This is a genomic window from Halomonas sp. SL1, from assembly GCF_003030865.2.
In the GTDB taxonomy this organism is placed as follows: Bacteria; Pseudomonadota; Gammaproteobacteria; order Pseudomonadales; family Halomonadaceae; genus Halomonas; species Halomonas halophila.
The window spans coordinates 15,637-30,709 of sequence record NZ_PYUQ02000031.1 but is presented as its reverse complement, the minus strand read 5'-3'; the positions used below and the strand labels follow the sequence as shown (position 1 = coordinate 30,709).

The window sequence follows — 15,073 nt, the reverse complement described above, 5'->3', positions numbered from 1 at the left end:
GAAGTTCGATGCGTCGGGTGGCATCGCGGCGCGATGCCGGGAAATCGGAGAGGGCGAGCCCTCAGGGCGCCGGAGCGGCGGCGCCCAGGAAGCGTTCCTGCCAGTAGTCCAGCGCCAGCGAGGTCACGCTGACCCGTCGACCGCGGCCGGGGGCGTGAATCATCTCGTCGTCACCCAGGTAGATGCCGACGTGGCTGGCATCCCCGCCGCCGGCGGTATCGAAGAACAGCAGGTCGCCGGGGCGCGCCTCGTCGATCGGTGGCAGCTGCTCGAACTGGCGGCGCGAGGTGCGTGGCACGGGGATACCCGCCCGCGAATAGACCCGCTGCACCAGCCCCGAACAGTCCAGCCCGCTGGCATCGGTGCCGCCGAAGCGATAGGGCGTTCCCAGCGACTGGCGGGCTTCGGACAGGATCATCGCCCGATCCATCGACAGCCCCTCGGCGTCGCGGGTGGCGAGCTGGGGGCCGGCGCAGCCGGCGAGTGTCAGCAGCGCCAGCATCACCAGCGGCATCAGTCGCTCGAGGCGTATCTCGACGCAGGGCGCCGGGGTGGATGAGGCTGGCGTCGCTGACATGGGCATCTCTCGGGGCGTTCGTATTCCCTCTCGTCGTTCCCAGCCTAGCCGTCCAGCCCGCGGCTGTGAACATCAGCGGAAGGCGATTCTGGTGCCGTGGGTCAGCATCTCGTCCGGGGTCATGGCATGGCCGGGCACGCCGATCATCTCGTCGCCGCACTGGTCGGCCCAGGTCAGCACGCCGTGGCTCAGGCCCAGATCGCCCAGCAGGTCGCGGATCTCGCCGGTGCCGAGGAAGGTGAGGGTCTTGCCCTGCTTGTCGGAGAGGGTGGAGATGCCGTTGGCGTGGTGGAAGCGCACCGTGTAGATGCCGTCCATGGACTCCACCTCGACGATCGGCGAGAAGCCGTGGCCGAGGGCATGGGCGAGCTCCTTGAGGGTGATGTGGTCTCCCAGGCTCTGGTCGATGTTGGCCATCTCGGACTCCTGACGCGTGGTGGGTTGTACAGACAATGTAGAATCGGGAGACGCCCCTCGCCAGTGGCGATCCTGCATGTCAGGATACGAGAACAGGCGCAGCAGGCGTGGCCGGGGTGTTTGGCGTGGAAATCAGTATTTGTACAATCTCCGTATCGGAAAATCTTCGCGGTAGCATGACGCTCGGGGTGGAAAAGTCGCCATCTTGCCTCCATACCTGAGGCATCGCATCGATTCGACGACGTTCGAGCCCTGACCAGGAGATCCCATGAGCTTCAACGGCGAGCAACATCCCGGCGTGAAGACCGCCACCGGTGACACCGATGGCTTCCGCCTCAACCACACCATGCTGCGGGTCAAGGACCCGGAGGCTGCGCTGGCCTTCTACTCCCGGGTCTTCGGCATGTGCGTGCTGCGCCGCCTCGACTTCGAGGAGATGCAGTTCTCGCTCTACTTCCTCGCCAAGCTCGAGGACGGCGATCAGGTGCCGGAAGACACCGACGAGCGCACCGTCTGGACCTTCTCCCAGAAGGGCCTGCTGGAGCTGACCCACAACTGGGGCACCGAGCACCAGCCCGACTTCGCCTATCACGACGGCAACGCCGAGCCCCAGGGCTTCGGCCACATCTGCTTCACGGTGCCGGACCTGGACGCCGCGGTGGCCTGGTTCGACGCCAACGAGGTCGAATTCATCAAGCGCCCCGACCAGGGCAAGATGAAGGACGTGGTCTTCGTCAAGGACGTGGACGGCTACTGGATCGAGGTGGTCGAGGCCGCGAAGATGATTGGCAAGGGCGACTGAATCGGGCCCGGGTCGTCGGCGAGCGTTGACGGCCTGGCTTGTCGATATAGCCCAGGGGCATTAGGGTCTGCGACGTGTTTCACCACGGCGCATCCCGCCAAGGAGTCCCTATGTCCCTGTCCCGTCGTCCCCTCTCTCTCGTGCTGGCCGGCTCCCTGCTGGCCGTGAGCGGCGTTTCCCAGGCCGCCGAACCGGAACAGGTTCGCTTCTCCGTCCCCGCCTGGCCCGGCGTGACCGTCAAGACCGCGCTGGCGTCCACCCTGCTCGAGACTTTGGGCTACGCGCCCCAGTCGGCCGAGCTCGGCTCCACCATCACCTACGAGGCGCTGGCCCAGAACGAACTGGACGCCTTCCTCGCCGCCTGGCTGCCGGGCCAGCAGAGCATGTACGAGGCCGCCCTCGAGCGTGAGTCGATCGTCGACCTGGGCAACAACGTGGACGGTGCGCGCCTCGGTTTCGCGGTGCCCACCTACGTCTACGAGGCCGGCCTGACCTCGGCCGAACAGCTCGACGATCCGGAGTATGCCGACCAGCTCGACAGCGCGATCTACTCCATCGAGGCCGGTTCCGGCATGAGCGAGATCCTCAACGGGGCGGTGGACAACGACACCTACGGCCTGGGCGACTGGCGTCTCTCCGAGACCTCCACGCCGGGCATGCTGAGCGCGGTGAAGAGCGCCATCGATCGCGAGGAATGGATCCTCTTCGCCGCCTGGACGCCGCACTGGATGAACATCGAATACGACGTTCAGTACCTCGACGATCCCGAGAACATGTGGGGCCCGGACGAGGGCGCCAGCGACGTGAAGACCCTGGTGACGCCGGCGTTCGCCGAGTCCAATCCCAACGCTTCCAGGCTCCTCGACCAGCTGAGCTTCAGCGCCGACGACCAGAGCGAGATGATCCTCGGTTTCAGCTACGAGGAGCGCGAGCCCGATGCGGTGGCCCTGGAGTGGCTGCGCGAGCATCCGGCCCGGGTCAAGGCCTTCCTCGACGGCGTGACCACCCGCGACGGCGAGCCGGCCTGGCCTGCGGTGCAGCAGGCGCTGGAGATTCCGGACGCCTGATGCGCGATGCGCCATCGCACGACGCAAGAGGCCGCCCTTCGGGGCGGCCTCGCTGCGTTCAGGGGACCGATCGCTTCAGGCGAAGGCGTAGAGGTCCATCGCCAGTACCCCGTGCTCGATGCTGTGGTGCAGCCGCTCGGCGGGCCCACCGGCGCCCATGGCCACCAGCAGCGGCTGGAAGTGCTCGGGCGAGGGATGGTTGGCCCGCGCTTGGGGCGCGGCCTGCCAGTCGAGCAGGGCCTCGCGGTCGCCGGCGGTGAGGCGCTCGTGGGTCCAGTCGGCGAACCCGCCGACCCAGCCCGGCATCGGCGCGTCCAGCGCCTGGGTCGAGCGCAGGTCGTGGGTCAGGCTGCCGGAGCCGATCACCAGCATGTTCTCCTCACCCTCCGGTTTTCTCAAGAGCGCCTTGAGCCGATCCCCGAGCGCCACCAGCTCGGCGTTGGACCAGATGGTGGGCAGCGACAGCGAGACCACCGGCACGTCGGCCGCGGGAAACATCAGCGACAGTGGCACCCAGGCGCCGTGATCCAGGCCGCGCTCCACCGGCACGGCGCTGAGCTCGCGGGCCAGGCGCCTGGCCAGCTCGGGCTCGCCCGGGGCCGGGTACTGGCACTCGAACAGCGCGCGCGGAAAGCCGCCGAAGTCGTGGATGGTCTCGGGCCGCTCGCTGACGCTGACCATCAGGCGTCGGCTGGCCCAGTGGGCCGACACGATCACCACGGCGGCGGGTTTCAGGTGGCTGCCCAGCTCGCGCAGGAACTCGTGGGCCGGTGTGCGCGTCAGCGCCAGCATCGGCGATCCGTGGGAGATGAACAGGCTGGGTAACATGAGCACGGCCTCCTGATCGGGAGCGGGAGAAGGGCTCGACGCCGCCCGGCGGGCGGCGTCTCGGTGCTGTCGAAACGCGGCTCAGGCGAAGCGGCGGCTGAGCACCAAGCGCCCTCCGCCGAGGCCGGCCTGTGCCAGCAGGGCGATGGCCCAGAACAGCGGGAACTCCCAGCCGCCGCCCTCGTTGGAGAACATCCAGCCGTTGCCGGAATGTACCCAGGTGGCGCCGAGCAGGGTCGGGATCATGGCCAGGGCGACCCAGCGAGTGTAGACGCCCAGCAGCAGGGCGGCGCCGCCGCCGATCTCGGCCAGGATCGTCAGGTAGGCGAACTCGCCCGGCAGGCCCAGCGACTCGAAGTAGCCGACGGTGCCGGGCACCGTGAACACCAGCACCTTGAGCAGGCCGTGGGCCAGCGCCATGACGCCCAGCGACAGGCGCAGCAGGGTGATGGCCGCCGGCTGGAGGCGGTCGAGGGCGTTCGGCTGGGCGGCGGTGTGGGTCGTCATGGTGTCTCTCCGTCAGCGGGATGTTGTCGTGATGGACGGACACTCTAAACGCGGGCGATGGCGCGATAATCCGCTGCTAAGACACATTACTATTGCCTATTTGGCAACAATGTCGGAGGGAAATCCGGCGATCAGAGACCCAGCTCGTGTTCCCAGCAGGGGGATCGCCCCAGGCATCGGCGAGCAGGGCCAGGAAGCGGTCGACCTTGGCCGGCAGGTGGCGGCGGGCCGGGTAGAGGCCGTTCACGTCCAGGACCGGCGCGGCCTCCTCGAGCTCGAGCGGCACCAGGCGGCCCTCGCGGATGCTGTCGGTGACCAGGAAGCTCGGCTGCTGCGCGATGCCGAGCCCGGCCTCGGCGGCGTGAGTCAGCACGTCGCCGTTGTTGCTCTCCAGCGGCCCGTTGACCCGGAAGCGGCTGTCGACGAACTGCCATTCCCCGCCCCGGCCGCCGGGGCGGTAGCGCAGGCAGCGGTGCCGCTCCAGGTCCGCCAGACGGCGCGGGGTGCCGTGTTCGGCCAGGTAGCCCGGCGAGGCGCACAGCACCAGCTTGCAGCGGGTGAGGCGGCGGGCGACGTGAGTGGAGTCGGGCAGGTGGCCGATGCGGATCGCCAGATCGTAGCCCTCCTCGAGCAGGTCGACCCGGCGGTCGTTGAGGTCGAGGCGCACCTCCAGGGCGGGATGCTCGACCATGAAGCGGGCCACCAGCGGCGCCAGGTGGCGGGTGCCGAAGCTCATCGGCCCGTTGAGGCGCAGCCGGCCGCGCATCTCGCTGGCGCCGCTGCCGACCTCCGCCTCGGCCTCCTCCAGCGACTGCAGGATGCCCTGGGCGCGCAGCAGGTAGCGCTCGCCGGCCTCGGTCAGGTGCAGCCGGCGGGTGGTGCGTTGGAGCAGGCGCACGCCGAGGTGATCCTCGAGTTCCATCACCTGCCGCGAGACGCGGGTGCGCGACAGGTCCAGCGCCTCGGCGGCGCGGGTGTAGCTGCCGAGCTCGGCGATCCGCACGAAGGCGGTCATGGCATCCAGCAGGTTCATGGGGCGCTCCCTGGCGTGGCCGACGGGGCTATCTTCGCACGCCCGCCCCTGAAACGACGACGGCGCCACCCGAGGGCGGCGCCGCGTGGAGCGAGCCTGGGAGGCGGCTCAGTGGTCGTGGTCGGCGTGCTCGTGGGCCGCGTCCTCGGTGGCCAGGGCGTCGTGCAGCAGCCAGGCGTTATGGCGCATCATGCCCAGCCAGGTGCTGGCCTCGCCTTCGGCCGCCAGGGCGCCGGAGTAGAGGGTGCCGGCGATCGGCAGGCCGGTTTCCTCGGCCAGCTGCTCGATGATCGCCGGGCTGGTCATGTTCTCCTGGAACAGCGCCTGAACGCCCTGGTCGTTGATCACCTCGATCAGCTCGGCCATGCGCGCGGCGCTGGGTTCGGCCTCGGTGGAGAGTCCGGCCGGCGACAGGAAGTCGACGCCGTAGGCGCGCGAGAAGTGGTTGAAGGACTGGTGGCCGGTGATCACCGCGGTGTGCTCGGGCAGCTCGTCCATCAGGGCGTGGACCTCGGCGTCCAGGGCATCGATGCGCTGCTGATAGTCCGCCGCGCGCTCGCGGTAGTCGGCCTCGTGGGACGGGTCGACGGCGATCAGGCCGTCGCGGATGTTGTTCACGTAGAGCTCGCCGAGGCCCAGATCCAGCCAGGTGTGCGGGTTCATGCCCTCGTGAGCGTGGGCATGGCCGGCGTGGCCGTGATCGTCGTGGCCGGGCTCTTCGTGGTCATGCTCGTCGTGGCCATGTTCTTTGTGACCGTCGTCATGGCCGTGCTCCACCTCGTCCGCGTGGGCGGCCTCGCCGAGCGCCTGCTCGATGCCGTCGGTGGCCACCACGGTCGGCCCCGCGTAGTCGCTGGCCTCGACCAGGCGCGACATCCAGCCCTCGAACTGCAGGCCGTTGAGCACCACCAGGTCGGCCTCGGCCAGGGCGCGGGCGTCGGTAGGGCGCGGGGTGAAGACGTGGGCGTCGCTGTCGGCGCCGACCAGCGAGGTGACCTCGACGTGGTCGCCGCCGATCTGCTCGACCATGTCGGCGAGCACGCTGAAGCTGGCGAGCACCTGCACGGGCTCCTTGGCCTGGGCGGCGGGCAGGGTCAGCAGGGCGGCGGCGCCGGCGGCGAGGGCAGAGGGCTTGGCGAAGGTCATCAGTGGGCTCCGAGACAGGAAAGGAATGACGGGTGAGGCGTCAGTGGTCGGCGGTCGGCGCGTTCAGCGGCGCGGCGCGGCGCCGATAGCGGGCGGTGAGGCTGTGCTGGCGCCCGAACAGCGCCGAGAACACGTAGGCCACGCCGGCCATCAGGATGATCGCCGGGCCGGAAGGCAGGCTCAGGTGATACGACAGCAGCAGGCCGCCGGCGCTGGCCACCATGGCCACGCCGATGGCGATGACGATCAGGCCCTCCAGGCGATTGCTCCAGAAGCGCGCGGTGGTGGCCGGCAGCATCATCAGGCCCACCGCCATCAGGGTGCCCAGCGTCTGGAAGCCGGCGGTGAGGTTGAGCACCACCAGCCCCAGGAAGACGCCGTGCACCAGGCCGCCGCGCACGCCCTGGCCGCGCAGGAACAGCGGGTCCAGGCATTCCACCACCAGGGCGCGGAAGATCACCGCCAGCGACACCACGATCAGGCTGGCGATGCCGGCGATCAGCAGCAGCGCGGTGGAGTCCACGGCCAGGATCGAGCCGAACAGCACGTGGGTCAGGTCGACGCTGCTGCCGCCCAGCGACACCATCATCACCCCCGCGGCCAGCGAGATCAGGAAGAAGCTGGCCATCGCTGAGTCCTCGCGGTGGCCGGTCATCTGCGACACGCTGCCGGCCAGCACCGCCACCAGCAGCCCCGAGAGGATGCCGCCGAGGCTCATCATCGGCAGCGAGAAGCCGGCGAACAGGAAACCCAGCGCCACGCCGGGGAGGATGGCGTGGGACATGGCGTCACCGATCAGGCTCATGCCGCGCAGCATCAGGAACACGCCCAGCGGCGGGGCGGCCAGCGACAGCGCCATGCCCGCCACCAGGGCGCGCTTCATGAAGCCGTAATCGAAGGGGGCGGCGAGCCAGGCATCAAGCAGGGCCAGCATGGGAAACCTCGGGAAAATCGAAGGGCAGGCGCGGGGCGCGGGCGGGCTGGCCGGCGTTATACTCGAGCAGCGCCTCGGGGCTGACCCAGCGGCCATGGCCGCCGGAGAGCATCAGCACGTCGTCGGCCAGGCGCGAGAGCTGTTCCATGTCGTGCAGCACCACGATCAGGGTGGCGCCCTTGGCGGCCATGTCGCGCAGCACGTCCATCAGCACCTCGACGGTCTCGGCGTCGACGTTGGCGAAGGGCTCGTCGAGCAGCAGCAGCTCGGCCTCCTGCATCAGGGTGCGGCCGATCAGCGCGCGCTGGCGCTGGCCGCCGGAGAGCTCGCCGAGCTGGCGGTGTGCCAGGTGCGAGATGCCCAGGCGCGCCATGATCTCGCGGCCGCGGCGATAGTGCGGGCCGCAGTAGCCCTTGAAGGCGCCGTGGCTGGGCCAGGTGCCGCTCATGATCAGCTCTTCCACGCTCATCGGGAAGGACAGGTCGAGGGCCAGCTGCTGGGGCAGCCAGGCGCGGCGCTCCTTGGGCACCTGGCTTTCGACGCTGCCGGATACCGGCGTCAGCATGCCCATGATGGCGGCGATCAGGGTGCTCTTGCCGGCGCCGTTGGCGCCGATCAGCGCGGTCACCGCGCCGTCCTGGAAGCGGCCGTCGAGGTGCTCGAGCACCGTCTGGCCACCGCGGGCGAGCTGAAGGTCGTGCAGTTGCAGGCGTGCCATCAGGCGAAGCCTCCCGTGGCCCAGACCACCGCCAGCCACAGGATCGCCAGCGGGGCGGCGACCAACAGCAGCCGGCGCGGGGCGGACAGCGACATCAGCGAGAAATGGCAGGGCCCTTCGGGGCGATGGCGATGGGATCGATGCGCCATGGTGATACATCTCCGCGAAAGTGGCATGCGTTATAACATAACAATACGGGCGCTCGCCAGCGCCGTCTCCCGCGACTGGCGCGGCATCGACGCATGTGCGGCGCCAGGCCCCTGATCCTAGCACCGCGACGAGGCGCCGGGCCGGCCACGGGCGGCGGGCACCGCACCACCAGCGACCTGACCCGCCGGCGGCCGGCGCGCTACACTGCGCGCTCACTCCCTGTGCTCGGAAGGAATCGTCATGACCCGCAAGACGCCCCTGCGCTCCCTGCTTGCCGCCACCCTGGCCACCGGCCTGGCCGTGACTGCCGCGCCCGCCTTCGCCACCGGCACCACCGGCCTCTACCTGGGCGGCGGCCTGGGCCAGATGCACGGTGATAACGACTTCGACGACGAAGCCGGCATGTATAAGCTGACCGCTGGCTACAATTTCGGCTGGCTGCCGTTCCTCGACCTGGGCGCCGAGGTCGGCTATGTCAACGGCGACAGCCTGCACGGCGACGTCGACGGCCGCTCCGGCACGCTGGAGGTGGAGGCCTTCGAGGCGATGGGCGTGGCCGGGCTGAGCTTCGGCCCGCTGGGCGTCTACGCCAAGGCCGGCATGGCCGACTGGGACGCCGAGCGTCGCGGCCGCGGCCTGACCCGCGACGACTCCGGCACCGACCCGGTCTACGGCCTGGGCGCGCGCGTCGAGCTGCTCGACCTGACCGGCCGCGTGGAGGTCGAGCGCCTCGACACCGACGAGATCGGCGATATCGACATGGTCACCGCCGGCGTCGTTTACACCTTCTGATGTTGTCAGTTGAGGCGTCCTGGACGGCGTCTCAGCCCCACCGGATCCATTTGGCCAGGGCCTCGCGGTTGGCGATATCGATCTGCTGAGCGCGGGGCTCACCATCCATATGATGCGGGTTCACGCCCAGCTTGCGCAGGGCGTAGAGCACCAGCGGCCCACGGCAGTGAAGCGTCAGCTCGCCGTCGCGCATGCCGTAGTCCACCGCGAGCATGTCGCGTTCCTCCTGCGGCAGTCGGCGGTCGGGAATCAGGCGCACCTCTACCTGCGTCTGCCAGGCCTCGTCGCCGTTCTTGCCATGTTCACCCAGCATCTCGCCGCTGTCTTCCGGCACGCCGCGGAAGCGACTCAGCACGAAGTCGCGATAGCCGCGGTGCTTCTCGCAGTAGGCACGCACGTGCCAGCGCCCGGCGGCGAATACCAGGGTATGCGGCACCAGGATGCGCTCTTCTCCGGCGGGATTGCGGAAGGAGGCATAGACCACTTCCAGCCGACGCCCCGCTCGGGCCGCCTTGACCACCTCGCGCACGACATCTGGATTCACCGCCCGGCTCGGCAGCGGCAGCGACTCGGTGTCCGCCGCACCCAGTCCCAGGCCCGCGAAGGGCGAGTCCAGGTCCGCATGCGCGCTCAGCAGGTGCAGATACTCCTCGACCCGGCCGCGGGTAAAGCGGGGCTGGAAGGCCGGTGTGGGAATGCAGCCGCGCCGCGACTCGTCGTAGGCCAGGTTCTCCGGCGCCTCCTTGCGATAGTTTCGCAGCACCTTCTGGGACTGCTGGCGGCCGATGCCGAAGGCCTCACCGACCTGCGAGGCCACCACCCGCCCTTCCCAGAACGCGAGGATCTCGATCAGGCGATAGCGGGCCAGGGTGTCCCAGGGGAGCGGGGCGTCGTTCATGCGGGTTCCGTCCATGGAGGGATGAGGTGGATGCCCCGGATCAGAACCGGGTTGATCAGTACGGTGGATGCATTTCCAGGCGGTGGCAAAGGCGAGTTAAGCATGCTTGTATGAATTTGCAGACGCAACGGAGCTTGGAGACAGGGATGTTGTATTACCGCTACTGGGGCAAGGCGAAGCCATCTGACAAAGGCGATAACTGCCATCTGTTGCCCTATCATAGCCTGGATGTGGCCGCCGTCGGCTGGTATCTGCTCGCGCCCGAGCAGCCGCTGACGCAACGACTCTCCAGCCAACTGAATCTCTCCCCCGATGAGCTTCGGCGCCTCCTTGTCTTTCTGCTGGGTCTGCATGATCTCGGCAAGTTTGCCCGAGCCTTCCAGGGCCTGGCTTGGCCCGAAGGCGCTGATCTTGTGTCTCCGATCGAGCGTCTGGCCTATACCGAACGCCATGACCGGCTGGGAGCCTTGCTGTGGCAATCCTGCTGGTTGGAATGGTGGCAGGACGGCACCTTGGGAAGAGCAAGAGAGCTGCCGCCGCGGCGCGAGCGCCGTCAGCTGGCTGAGACGCTGCGTGCCTTGCTGGCGCCGATGTTCGGCCACCATGGTCAGCCGGTCGAGGCCGGAAACCTGTGTGAAGAGCGGTTCTTCGGTGAGGACGAACACGCTTCCGATCTTGAGGCGGCACGCCAGTTCATCGCCGACTGGTCCGTCTTGATCGAGCTGGATTGGCCGCTCGACAGGCTGGTTTCCCAGGAATGGCGAGAGGCCTTCCTGACGGTGAGCTGGACCGTCGCCGGCTGGGCGACCCTCAGCGACTGGATTGGCTCGAACCGCGATCATTTCACCTACTGTCAGCAGGAGATATCGCTGGCCGACTACTGGCCGTTAGCGCTGAAGCGTGCCGAGGAGGCATTGCAGGAAAGCGGCTTCGCGCAGCCTCCCGAGCCGGTGCCCTATGCCGGACTAGGCAGCTGGTTCGGCGGTCAGTCGGTCACGCCGACCCCGCTTCAGGGTGAGGCCGAGCGCCTGGCACTTGGCGATGGTCCTCAGCTATTTATCCTCGAAGACGTGACTGGCGCCGGCAAGACCGAGGCGGCCTGCATACTCGCCCAGCGGCTGCTTGCGGCCGGCCATGGCGAAGGACTTTATTTCGCGCTGCCGACCATGGCCACGTCCAACGCCATGTATGAACGCCTCGGTCATCTGCATCGACGTTTCTATACCGAGGCGTCTCAGCCGTCCTGTGTTCTGGCACACGGTGCCAGAGAGCTGAATGACACCTTCATGAAGGCCGTGGCCGCGGAGCAGCCCGAAGACTGGGATTACGCCGCTGATGACATGACGGCCACCACGCGCTGCAACCGCTGGCTGGCCGACTCGCGCAAGAAGTCAATGCTGGCCGACGTCGGCGTCGGCACCATCGACCAGGCGCTGATGGGGCTGCTGCCGTTTCGGCATCAGTCGCTGCGCCTCTATGGGCTGGCACGCAAGGTGCTGATCGTCGATGAGGTGCACGCCTACGACCACTACATGCAGACGCTGCTCAATCAACTGCTGGCGCATCACGCCCGCCAGGGCGGTAGCGCCATTCTGCTGACTGCCACCATGCCGCGAGGCATGCGCGAGGCGCTGACCGCGGCATGGCGCCAGGGCTTGGCACAGGAGCTACCCGCGCTTCAGGACGATGCATTCCCGCTGTTGACGCAAGTCGGCCATGACAGTGTCCGGGAGGCTCCGTTGGCCACGCGTCCCGAGGTTGCGCGCGAGGTCGGCATCGACTGGCTGACATCTGAGGAGCAGGCGCTCGATGCCGTGATGGCGGCCGTCGAGGCAGGCGAGTGCGTCGCCTGGGTGCGTAATACCGTCGACGATGCCATACGTGCCTATGAGCAGCTAAGCCAACGTCATCCCGACCCCGAACGATGCCTGCTGTTCCACAGCCGCTTCGCGATGGTAGATCGTCAGCGCATCGAGTCGGATGTCATCGAGCGGCTGGGCAAAGCCTCCACCTCCGATCAGCGCCGCGGTCAGGTGCTGATCAGCACGCAGGTCTTCCAGGAGTCGCTCGACTGCGATGTGGACCTCATGATCAGCGATCTGGCCCCTATCGATCTGTTGGTTCAGCGCGCCGGGCGCCTGCAGCGTCACGTGCGCGGCCCGCGTCGTGCGCCTGTACTGTCCGTGCTGGCGCCCGAATGGAGCGATGAGCCGGATGCCCAGTGGCTCAAGAACGCTCTGCCGGGCACTCAGGCGGTCTATCGCGATACATCCCTGCTCTGGCTGACCCAGCGTGTGCTACGCGAACTCGGCACGATCCGCATGCCCGATCAGGCCCGATCGCTGATCGAGGGCGTCTATGGTCCGGTCGCCGACCTGGTGCCGGATGGACTGCAAGAGGCGAGATGGGAGCAGCGCGGCATGCAGGGCGTGGCCGTCTCGATGGCCAACTTCAACGCCCTGTCGCTTGAGCGGGGCTATCTTCGCCAGCTGGATATCGATCAGTGGCAGGAGGAACTGGAGATCGGCACGCGCCTGGTCGACGAGCCGACGCTCAACATCGTGCTGCTCAAGCGTGATGCCAACGGCGAAATGGCGCTGTGGGCGCAAGACGAGCATCACGCCGCGATGCTCAGCCAGGTCAAGCTACGCCAGAGCCAGGCGGAGAAGCTGGCGGAGCTGCCTGCCGATGAGCAGGCCCAGTGGGAAGTGCTTCAGGAACGTTACAAGGCACTGCGCTTTACGCGGCCATGGCTGGTCGAGGCCGATACCGGCTGTGTCTACGACGCCCAGTGGGGGGTGAGGTTTTCAATGAACTCGGACAATCAGGGGGGATGGATGTGAATCTGCTCAATGATCCATGGCTGCCTTTCCGTACCAAGGACGGTGCCATCGACTACCGGCCGCCCACTGCGCTGGCCGATCCCGAGGTCGTCGATCTCGCCCTGCCGCGGGCCGACTTCCAGGGCGCCGCCTACCAGTTCCTGATCGGCCTGTTACAGACAGCGCTGCCGCCGCAGGATCACGGCGACTGGCTGGACCGCTTTATCGAGCCGCCTAGTGTCGAAGAGCTGGAAGCCGCCTTAGTGCCCTTTGCCGCTGCCTTCGAGCTGGACGGTGACGGGCCGCGCTTCATGCAGGACCTCGATCCGCTGGACGACGTCAAGGAGGCCACGGTCAGCGGCCTGCTGATCGATGCGCCCGGTGCGAACGGCATCAAGAACAACACCGATTTCTTCGTCAAGCGCGGTCGTGTCGAGACGATGTGCGAGGACTGCGCAGCACTCGCCCTGTTCGCCATGCAGATCAATGCCCCGGCAGGCGGGGCGGGCATACGCGTTGGTCTGCGAGGCGGTGGGCCGCTGACCACGCTGGTATTGCCCGAGTCGACCGACGCCAGCCTGTGGTCTCGGCTGTGGCTGAACGTCGTGACGCCCAATACGCTGACGCGTTCCGGCCAGTCATGGCAGGCGCCGCGAGTCGATGACGACAGCCTGTTCCTGTGGATGGCGCCGACGCGGGTCAGCGACAAGAAGGGGGCCGAGGTGCTGCCCGAGAGCATGCATTCGCTGCACCCCTATTGGTCGATGCCGCGCCGCTTCAGGCTGCTGTTCGAGGATGAACCATGTCGCTGCGATGTCTGTGGCCGAGCAACCGAGCGCCGCGTGCGCCGCATCCGTGGCAAGAAACAGGGGGCCAACTATGACGGCCCCTGGCTTCACCCGCTGACGCCCTATCGGCGCGATCCCAAGAAGCCCAACGAGCCACCGCTATCCACCAAGGGGCAGCCGGGTGGCCTGGGCTATCAGCACTGGTCGAACCTGGTACTGCAAGATGCCGACGGCAGCGGCGCGCTGCCCGCACTGGCGGTGCAGGACTACGTCTCGCAGAAGGTGCGAGACGTCGATGAGGAGCGTCGCGCCGGCGAAGAGATCGACGCACTGCTCAAGCATGTTCGGCTGTGGGCCTTCGGCTACGACATGGACAACATGAAACCGCGCGGCTGGTACAGCGTCGAGATGCCGCTGGTGGCAGTGCCTCCCACGCAGCAGGAACGGCTGCGCGCCTGGGTCCAGCAGTTCACCGACCTGGCTCGGCAGATTGCCTGGATGGTGCGCACCCAGATCAAGAATGCCTGGTTCGACCGGCCCAGCGAGGCCAAGGGCGATATGAGCTATCTCGATCTCGCCTTCTACGACGCCACTCGCCATGCATTCTTCAAGATCCTGCATGATTTTCAGGCGGTTCTGGGGGAGACAGAGACCGATTCCTTTCTGCCCGCCGACGTTGCCAAACAGTGGTATCTCTCATTGAAGCGCGAAGGGATGGCGCTATTCGAGGAGCAGGCACTGAGCGGCGCCCTGGAAGCGGCAGACCTGAAGCGCGCTACTGCGGCCCGGCGCCAGCTGCAGGGATTCCTGGCCGGGCGCAGCAAGGGCAGCAAGGTCATTCGTCAATTTGCCGAGACCGGCGGATTTTCATTAACCGCCGAGCCGGTAGCCACCGAGGAGAGCGTGTCGTGAGTGAAACAGAACTTGCCCCCGAAGCGGAGGCGCCTTCGCGCGTGCCGGAGCGGCCTTATGCCATCGAGCGCCGGGAGGCCGATGCCCTGCGGCGCTGGTGGCAGCGTCTGACGCTGTCCGCCGAGGCGCTGAAGGCCCATACCGATGCCCCGACCTGGCCCAAGGGCATGCGGGCGACGCTGCGCCGCTGCGATACCGGCGAGGCGGCGATGCTGACGGAAGCCTTCCGCCACCTATGGAACTTACTGCCGACGAGGGAAGATCAGTCAGATAGGCAGCGCGATCACCGACTTCAGGCCTGGTCCTGTATCTCCCTGGTGGTGGCTGAACTGCGCGAGGACGCGCCCAAGGTGCCGCTGGGTGCCCGCCTCGGCCAGCAGAAGCGCGAGACCGGCAAGCCATATATGAGCGAGCTTCGCTTTCAGCAGCTGATGACCTCGCGTACGCCGGAGGAACTGGTGCAGCGCCTGCGCCGAGCTCTGGCGTTGATCGACAAACGCGGCGTCAGCGTCGTACATCTGGCCGACAATATCGCGCTGTGGTGGCGCGAATATCAGGGTGGGGTTTCACCTAAACCGACCCAGCGGCTCGGTTTCATCTGGGCCAACGACTACTTCGGCGCTACGGCCGGCTATCGGCAAGATAACCAGTAACTCGTCAACCATGACAGGGAGCCAAGCAC

16 protein-coding genes are annotated in these 15,073 nt (G+C 67.5%); 6 read left to right on the top strand and 10 right to left on the bottom strand.

Going from position 1 to position 15,073, the window contains the following annotated elements:
* Window positions 1–61: 61 nt before the first annotated feature.
* Together C9J49_RS16470 and C9J49_RS16465 are read right to left on the bottom strand one after the other, a co-directional pair.
* A complete protein-coding gene (locus C9J49_RS16470) occupies window positions 62–577 on the bottom strand; it encodes a C40 family peptidase (protein WP_046077889.1) in 516 nt (171 codons plus the stop codon).
* A gap of 72 nt (window positions 578–649) precedes the next feature.
* Window positions 650–994: a DUF6482 family protein gene (locus C9J49_RS16465; RefSeq protein ID WP_035595751.1), complete on the bottom strand. Its 345-nt coding sequence runs from the start codon at window positions 992–994 to the stop codon at window positions 650–652.
* 268 nt (window positions 995–1,262) lie between these two features.
* On the opposite strand from C9J49_RS16465, the gene gloA reads away from it, so the two are divergent.
* Together gloA and C9J49_RS16455 are read left to right on the top strand one after the other, a co-directional pair.
* On the top strand, window positions 1,263–1,796 hold the full coding sequence (gloA, locus tag C9J49_RS16460; protein ID WP_046077888.1) for a lactoylglutathione lyase: 534 nt from the start codon (window positions 1,263–1,265) through the stop codon (window positions 1,794–1,796).
* A 110-nt stretch (window positions 1,797–1,906) separates the two neighbouring features.
* A complete protein-coding gene (locus tag C9J49_RS16455; protein WP_107182500.1) occupies window positions 1,907–2,863 on the top strand; it encodes an ABC transporter substrate-binding protein in 957 nt (318 codons plus the stop codon).
* A gap of 75 nt (window positions 2,864–2,938) precedes the next feature.
* Here the strand turns inward: C9J49_RS16455 and C9J49_RS16450 are convergent, their stop codons facing one another.
* The 7 genes from C9J49_RS16450 to C9J49_RS17225 all read right to left on the bottom strand — a co-directional run bounded on the left by C9J49_RS16450 (window position 2,939) and on the right by C9J49_RS17225 (window position 8,178).
* Entirely contained in the window at window positions 2,939–3,691 is a 753-nt protein-coding gene (locus C9J49_RS16450) for a class III extradiol ring-cleavage dioxygenase (RefSeq protein WP_107182499.1), read from the bottom strand.
* An 81-nt stretch (window positions 3,692–3,772) separates the two neighbouring features.
* Window positions 3,773–4,198: a DoxX family protein gene (locus C9J49_RS16445; RefSeq protein ID WP_107182498.1), complete on the bottom strand. Its 426-nt coding sequence runs from the start codon at window positions 4,196–4,198 to the stop codon at window positions 3,773–3,775.
* Between the two features lie 76 nt (window positions 4,199–4,274).
* Window positions 4,275–5,231 carry a LysR family transcriptional regulator gene (locus C9J49_RS16440; RefSeq protein WP_107182497.1) on the bottom strand — a complete coding sequence of 319 codons (957 nt, stop codon included), beginning with the start codon at window positions 5,229–5,231 and terminating at the stop codon, window positions 4,275–4,277.
* 108 nt (window positions 5,232–5,339) lie between these two features.
* Complete coding sequence (locus tag C9J49_RS16435; protein WP_107182496.1) at window positions 5,340–6,377, bottom strand: metal ABC transporter solute-binding protein, Zn/Mn family; 1,038 nt, start codon at window positions 6,375–6,377, stop codon at window positions 5,340–5,342.
* 40 nt (window positions 6,378–6,417) lie between these two features.
* On the bottom strand, window positions 6,418–7,311 hold the full coding sequence (locus C9J49_RS16430) for a metal ABC transporter permease (RefSeq protein WP_046077882.1): 894 nt from the start codon (window positions 7,309–7,311) through the stop codon (window positions 6,418–6,420).
* On the bottom strand, window positions 7,295–8,029 hold the full coding sequence (locus C9J49_RS16425; RefSeq protein ID WP_046077881.1) for a metal ABC transporter ATP-binding protein: 735 nt from the start codon (window positions 8,027–8,029) through the stop codon (window positions 7,295–7,297). Before C9J49_RS16425 ends, C9J49_RS16430 begins: the two co-directional genes overlap by 17 nt.
* Window positions 8,029–8,178, bottom strand: coding sequence for a hypothetical protein (locus tag C9J49_RS17225; protein WP_173834991.1), 150 nt, complete (start codon window positions 8,176–8,178; stop codon window positions 8,029–8,031). Before C9J49_RS17225 ends, C9J49_RS16425 begins: the two co-directional genes overlap by 1 nt.
* A gap of 241 nt (window positions 8,179–8,419) precedes the next feature.
* On the opposite strand from C9J49_RS17225, the gene C9J49_RS16420 reads away from it, so the two are divergent.
* The gene (locus C9J49_RS16420; protein WP_107182495.1) at window positions 8,420–8,971 is read left to right on the top strand and encodes an outer membrane protein; all 552 of its coding nucleotides are present in this window, start codon (window positions 8,420–8,422) and stop codon (window positions 8,969–8,971) included.
* Between the two features lie 31 nt (window positions 8,972–9,002).
* On the opposite strand, the gene C9J49_RS16415 is transcribed toward C9J49_RS16420, so the two are convergent.
* Window positions 9,003–9,869, bottom strand: coding sequence for a WYL domain-containing protein (locus C9J49_RS16415; RefSeq protein ID WP_107182494.1), 867 nt, complete (start codon window positions 9,867–9,869; stop codon window positions 9,003–9,005).
* Window positions 9,870–10,015: 146 nt separating this feature from the next.
* On the opposite strand from C9J49_RS16415, the gene C9J49_RS16410 reads away from it, so the two are divergent.
* The 3 genes from C9J49_RS16410 to casB are packed head-to-tail and all read left to right on the top strand — an operon-like array spanning window position 10,016 to window position 15,044.
* Window positions 10,016–12,712 carry a CRISPR-associated helicase/endonuclease Cas3 gene (locus C9J49_RS16410; protein ID WP_107182493.1) on the top strand — a complete coding sequence of 899 codons (2,697 nt, stop codon included), beginning with the start codon at window positions 10,016–10,018 and terminating at the stop codon, window positions 12,710–12,712.
* Window positions 12,703–14,391, top strand: coding sequence for a type I-E CRISPR-associated protein Cse1/CasA (gene casA, locus C9J49_RS16405; RefSeq protein ID WP_258394096.1), 1,689 nt, complete (start codon window positions 12,703–12,705; stop codon window positions 14,389–14,391). The genes C9J49_RS16410 and casA overlap by 10 nt, the downstream gene beginning before the upstream one ends.
* Window positions 14,388–15,044 carry a type I-E CRISPR-associated protein Cse2/CasB gene (casB, locus tag C9J49_RS16400; protein ID WP_107182492.1) on the top strand — a complete coding sequence of 219 codons (657 nt, stop codon included), beginning with the start codon at window positions 14,388–14,390 and terminating at the stop codon, window positions 15,042–15,044. The genes casA and casB overlap by 4 nt, the downstream gene beginning before the upstream one ends.
* The last annotated feature ends 29 nt before the right edge of the window (window positions 15,045–15,073 follow it).

Coding starts and splice junctions, on each gene's coding strand:
- C9J49_RS16470 (WP_046077889.1), bottom strand. CDS start 577: ATGTCAGCGACGCCAGCCTCATCCACCCCGGCGCCCTGCGTCGAGATA.
- C9J49_RS16465 (WP_035595751.1), bottom strand. CDS start 994: ATGGCCAACATCGACCAGAGCCTGGGAGACCACATCACCCTCAAGGAG.
- gloA (WP_046077888.1), top strand. CDS start 1,263: ATGAGCTTCAACGGCGAGCAACATCCCGGCGTGAAGACCGCCACCGGT.
- C9J49_RS16455 (WP_107182500.1), top strand. CDS start 1,907: ATGTCCCTGTCCCGTCGTCCCCTCTCTCTCGTGCTGGCCGGCTCCCTG.
- C9J49_RS16450 (WP_107182499.1), bottom strand. CDS start 3,691: ATGTTACCCAGCCTGTTCATCTCCCACGGATCGCCGATGCTGGCGCTG.
- C9J49_RS16445 (WP_107182498.1), bottom strand. CDS start 4,198: ATGACGACCCACACCGCCGCCCAGCCGAACGCCCTCGACCGCCTCCAG.
- C9J49_RS16440 (WP_107182497.1), bottom strand. CDS start 5,231: ATGAACCTGCTGGATGCCATGACCGCCTTCGTGCGGATCGCCGAGCTC.
- C9J49_RS16435 (WP_107182496.1), bottom strand. CDS start 6,377: ATGACCTTCGCCAAGCCCTCTGCCCTCGCCGCCGGCGCCGCCGCCCTG.
- C9J49_RS16430 (WP_046077882.1), bottom strand. CDS start 7,311: ATGCTGGCCCTGCTTGATGCCTGGCTCGCCGCCCCCTTCGATTACGGC.
- C9J49_RS16425 (WP_046077881.1), bottom strand. CDS start 8,029: ATGGCACGCCTGCAACTGCACGACCTTCAGCTCGCCCGCGGTGGCCAG.
- C9J49_RS17225 (WP_173834991.1), bottom strand. CDS start 8,178: ATGGCGCATCGATCCCATCGCCATCGCCCCGAAGGGCCCTGCCATTTC.
- C9J49_RS16420 (WP_107182495.1), top strand. CDS start 8,420: ATGACCCGCAAGACGCCCCTGCGCTCCCTGCTTGCCGCCACCCTGGCC.
- C9J49_RS16415 (WP_107182494.1), bottom strand. CDS start 9,869: ATGAACGACGCCCCGCTCCCCTGGGACACCCTGGCCCGCTATCGCCTG.
- C9J49_RS16410 (WP_107182493.1), top strand. CDS start 10,016: ATGTTGTATTACCGCTACTGGGGCAAGGCGAAGCCATCTGACAAAGGC.
- casA (WP_258394096.1), top strand. CDS start 12,703: ATGGATGTGAATCTGCTCAATGATCCATGGCTGCCTTTCCGTACCAAG.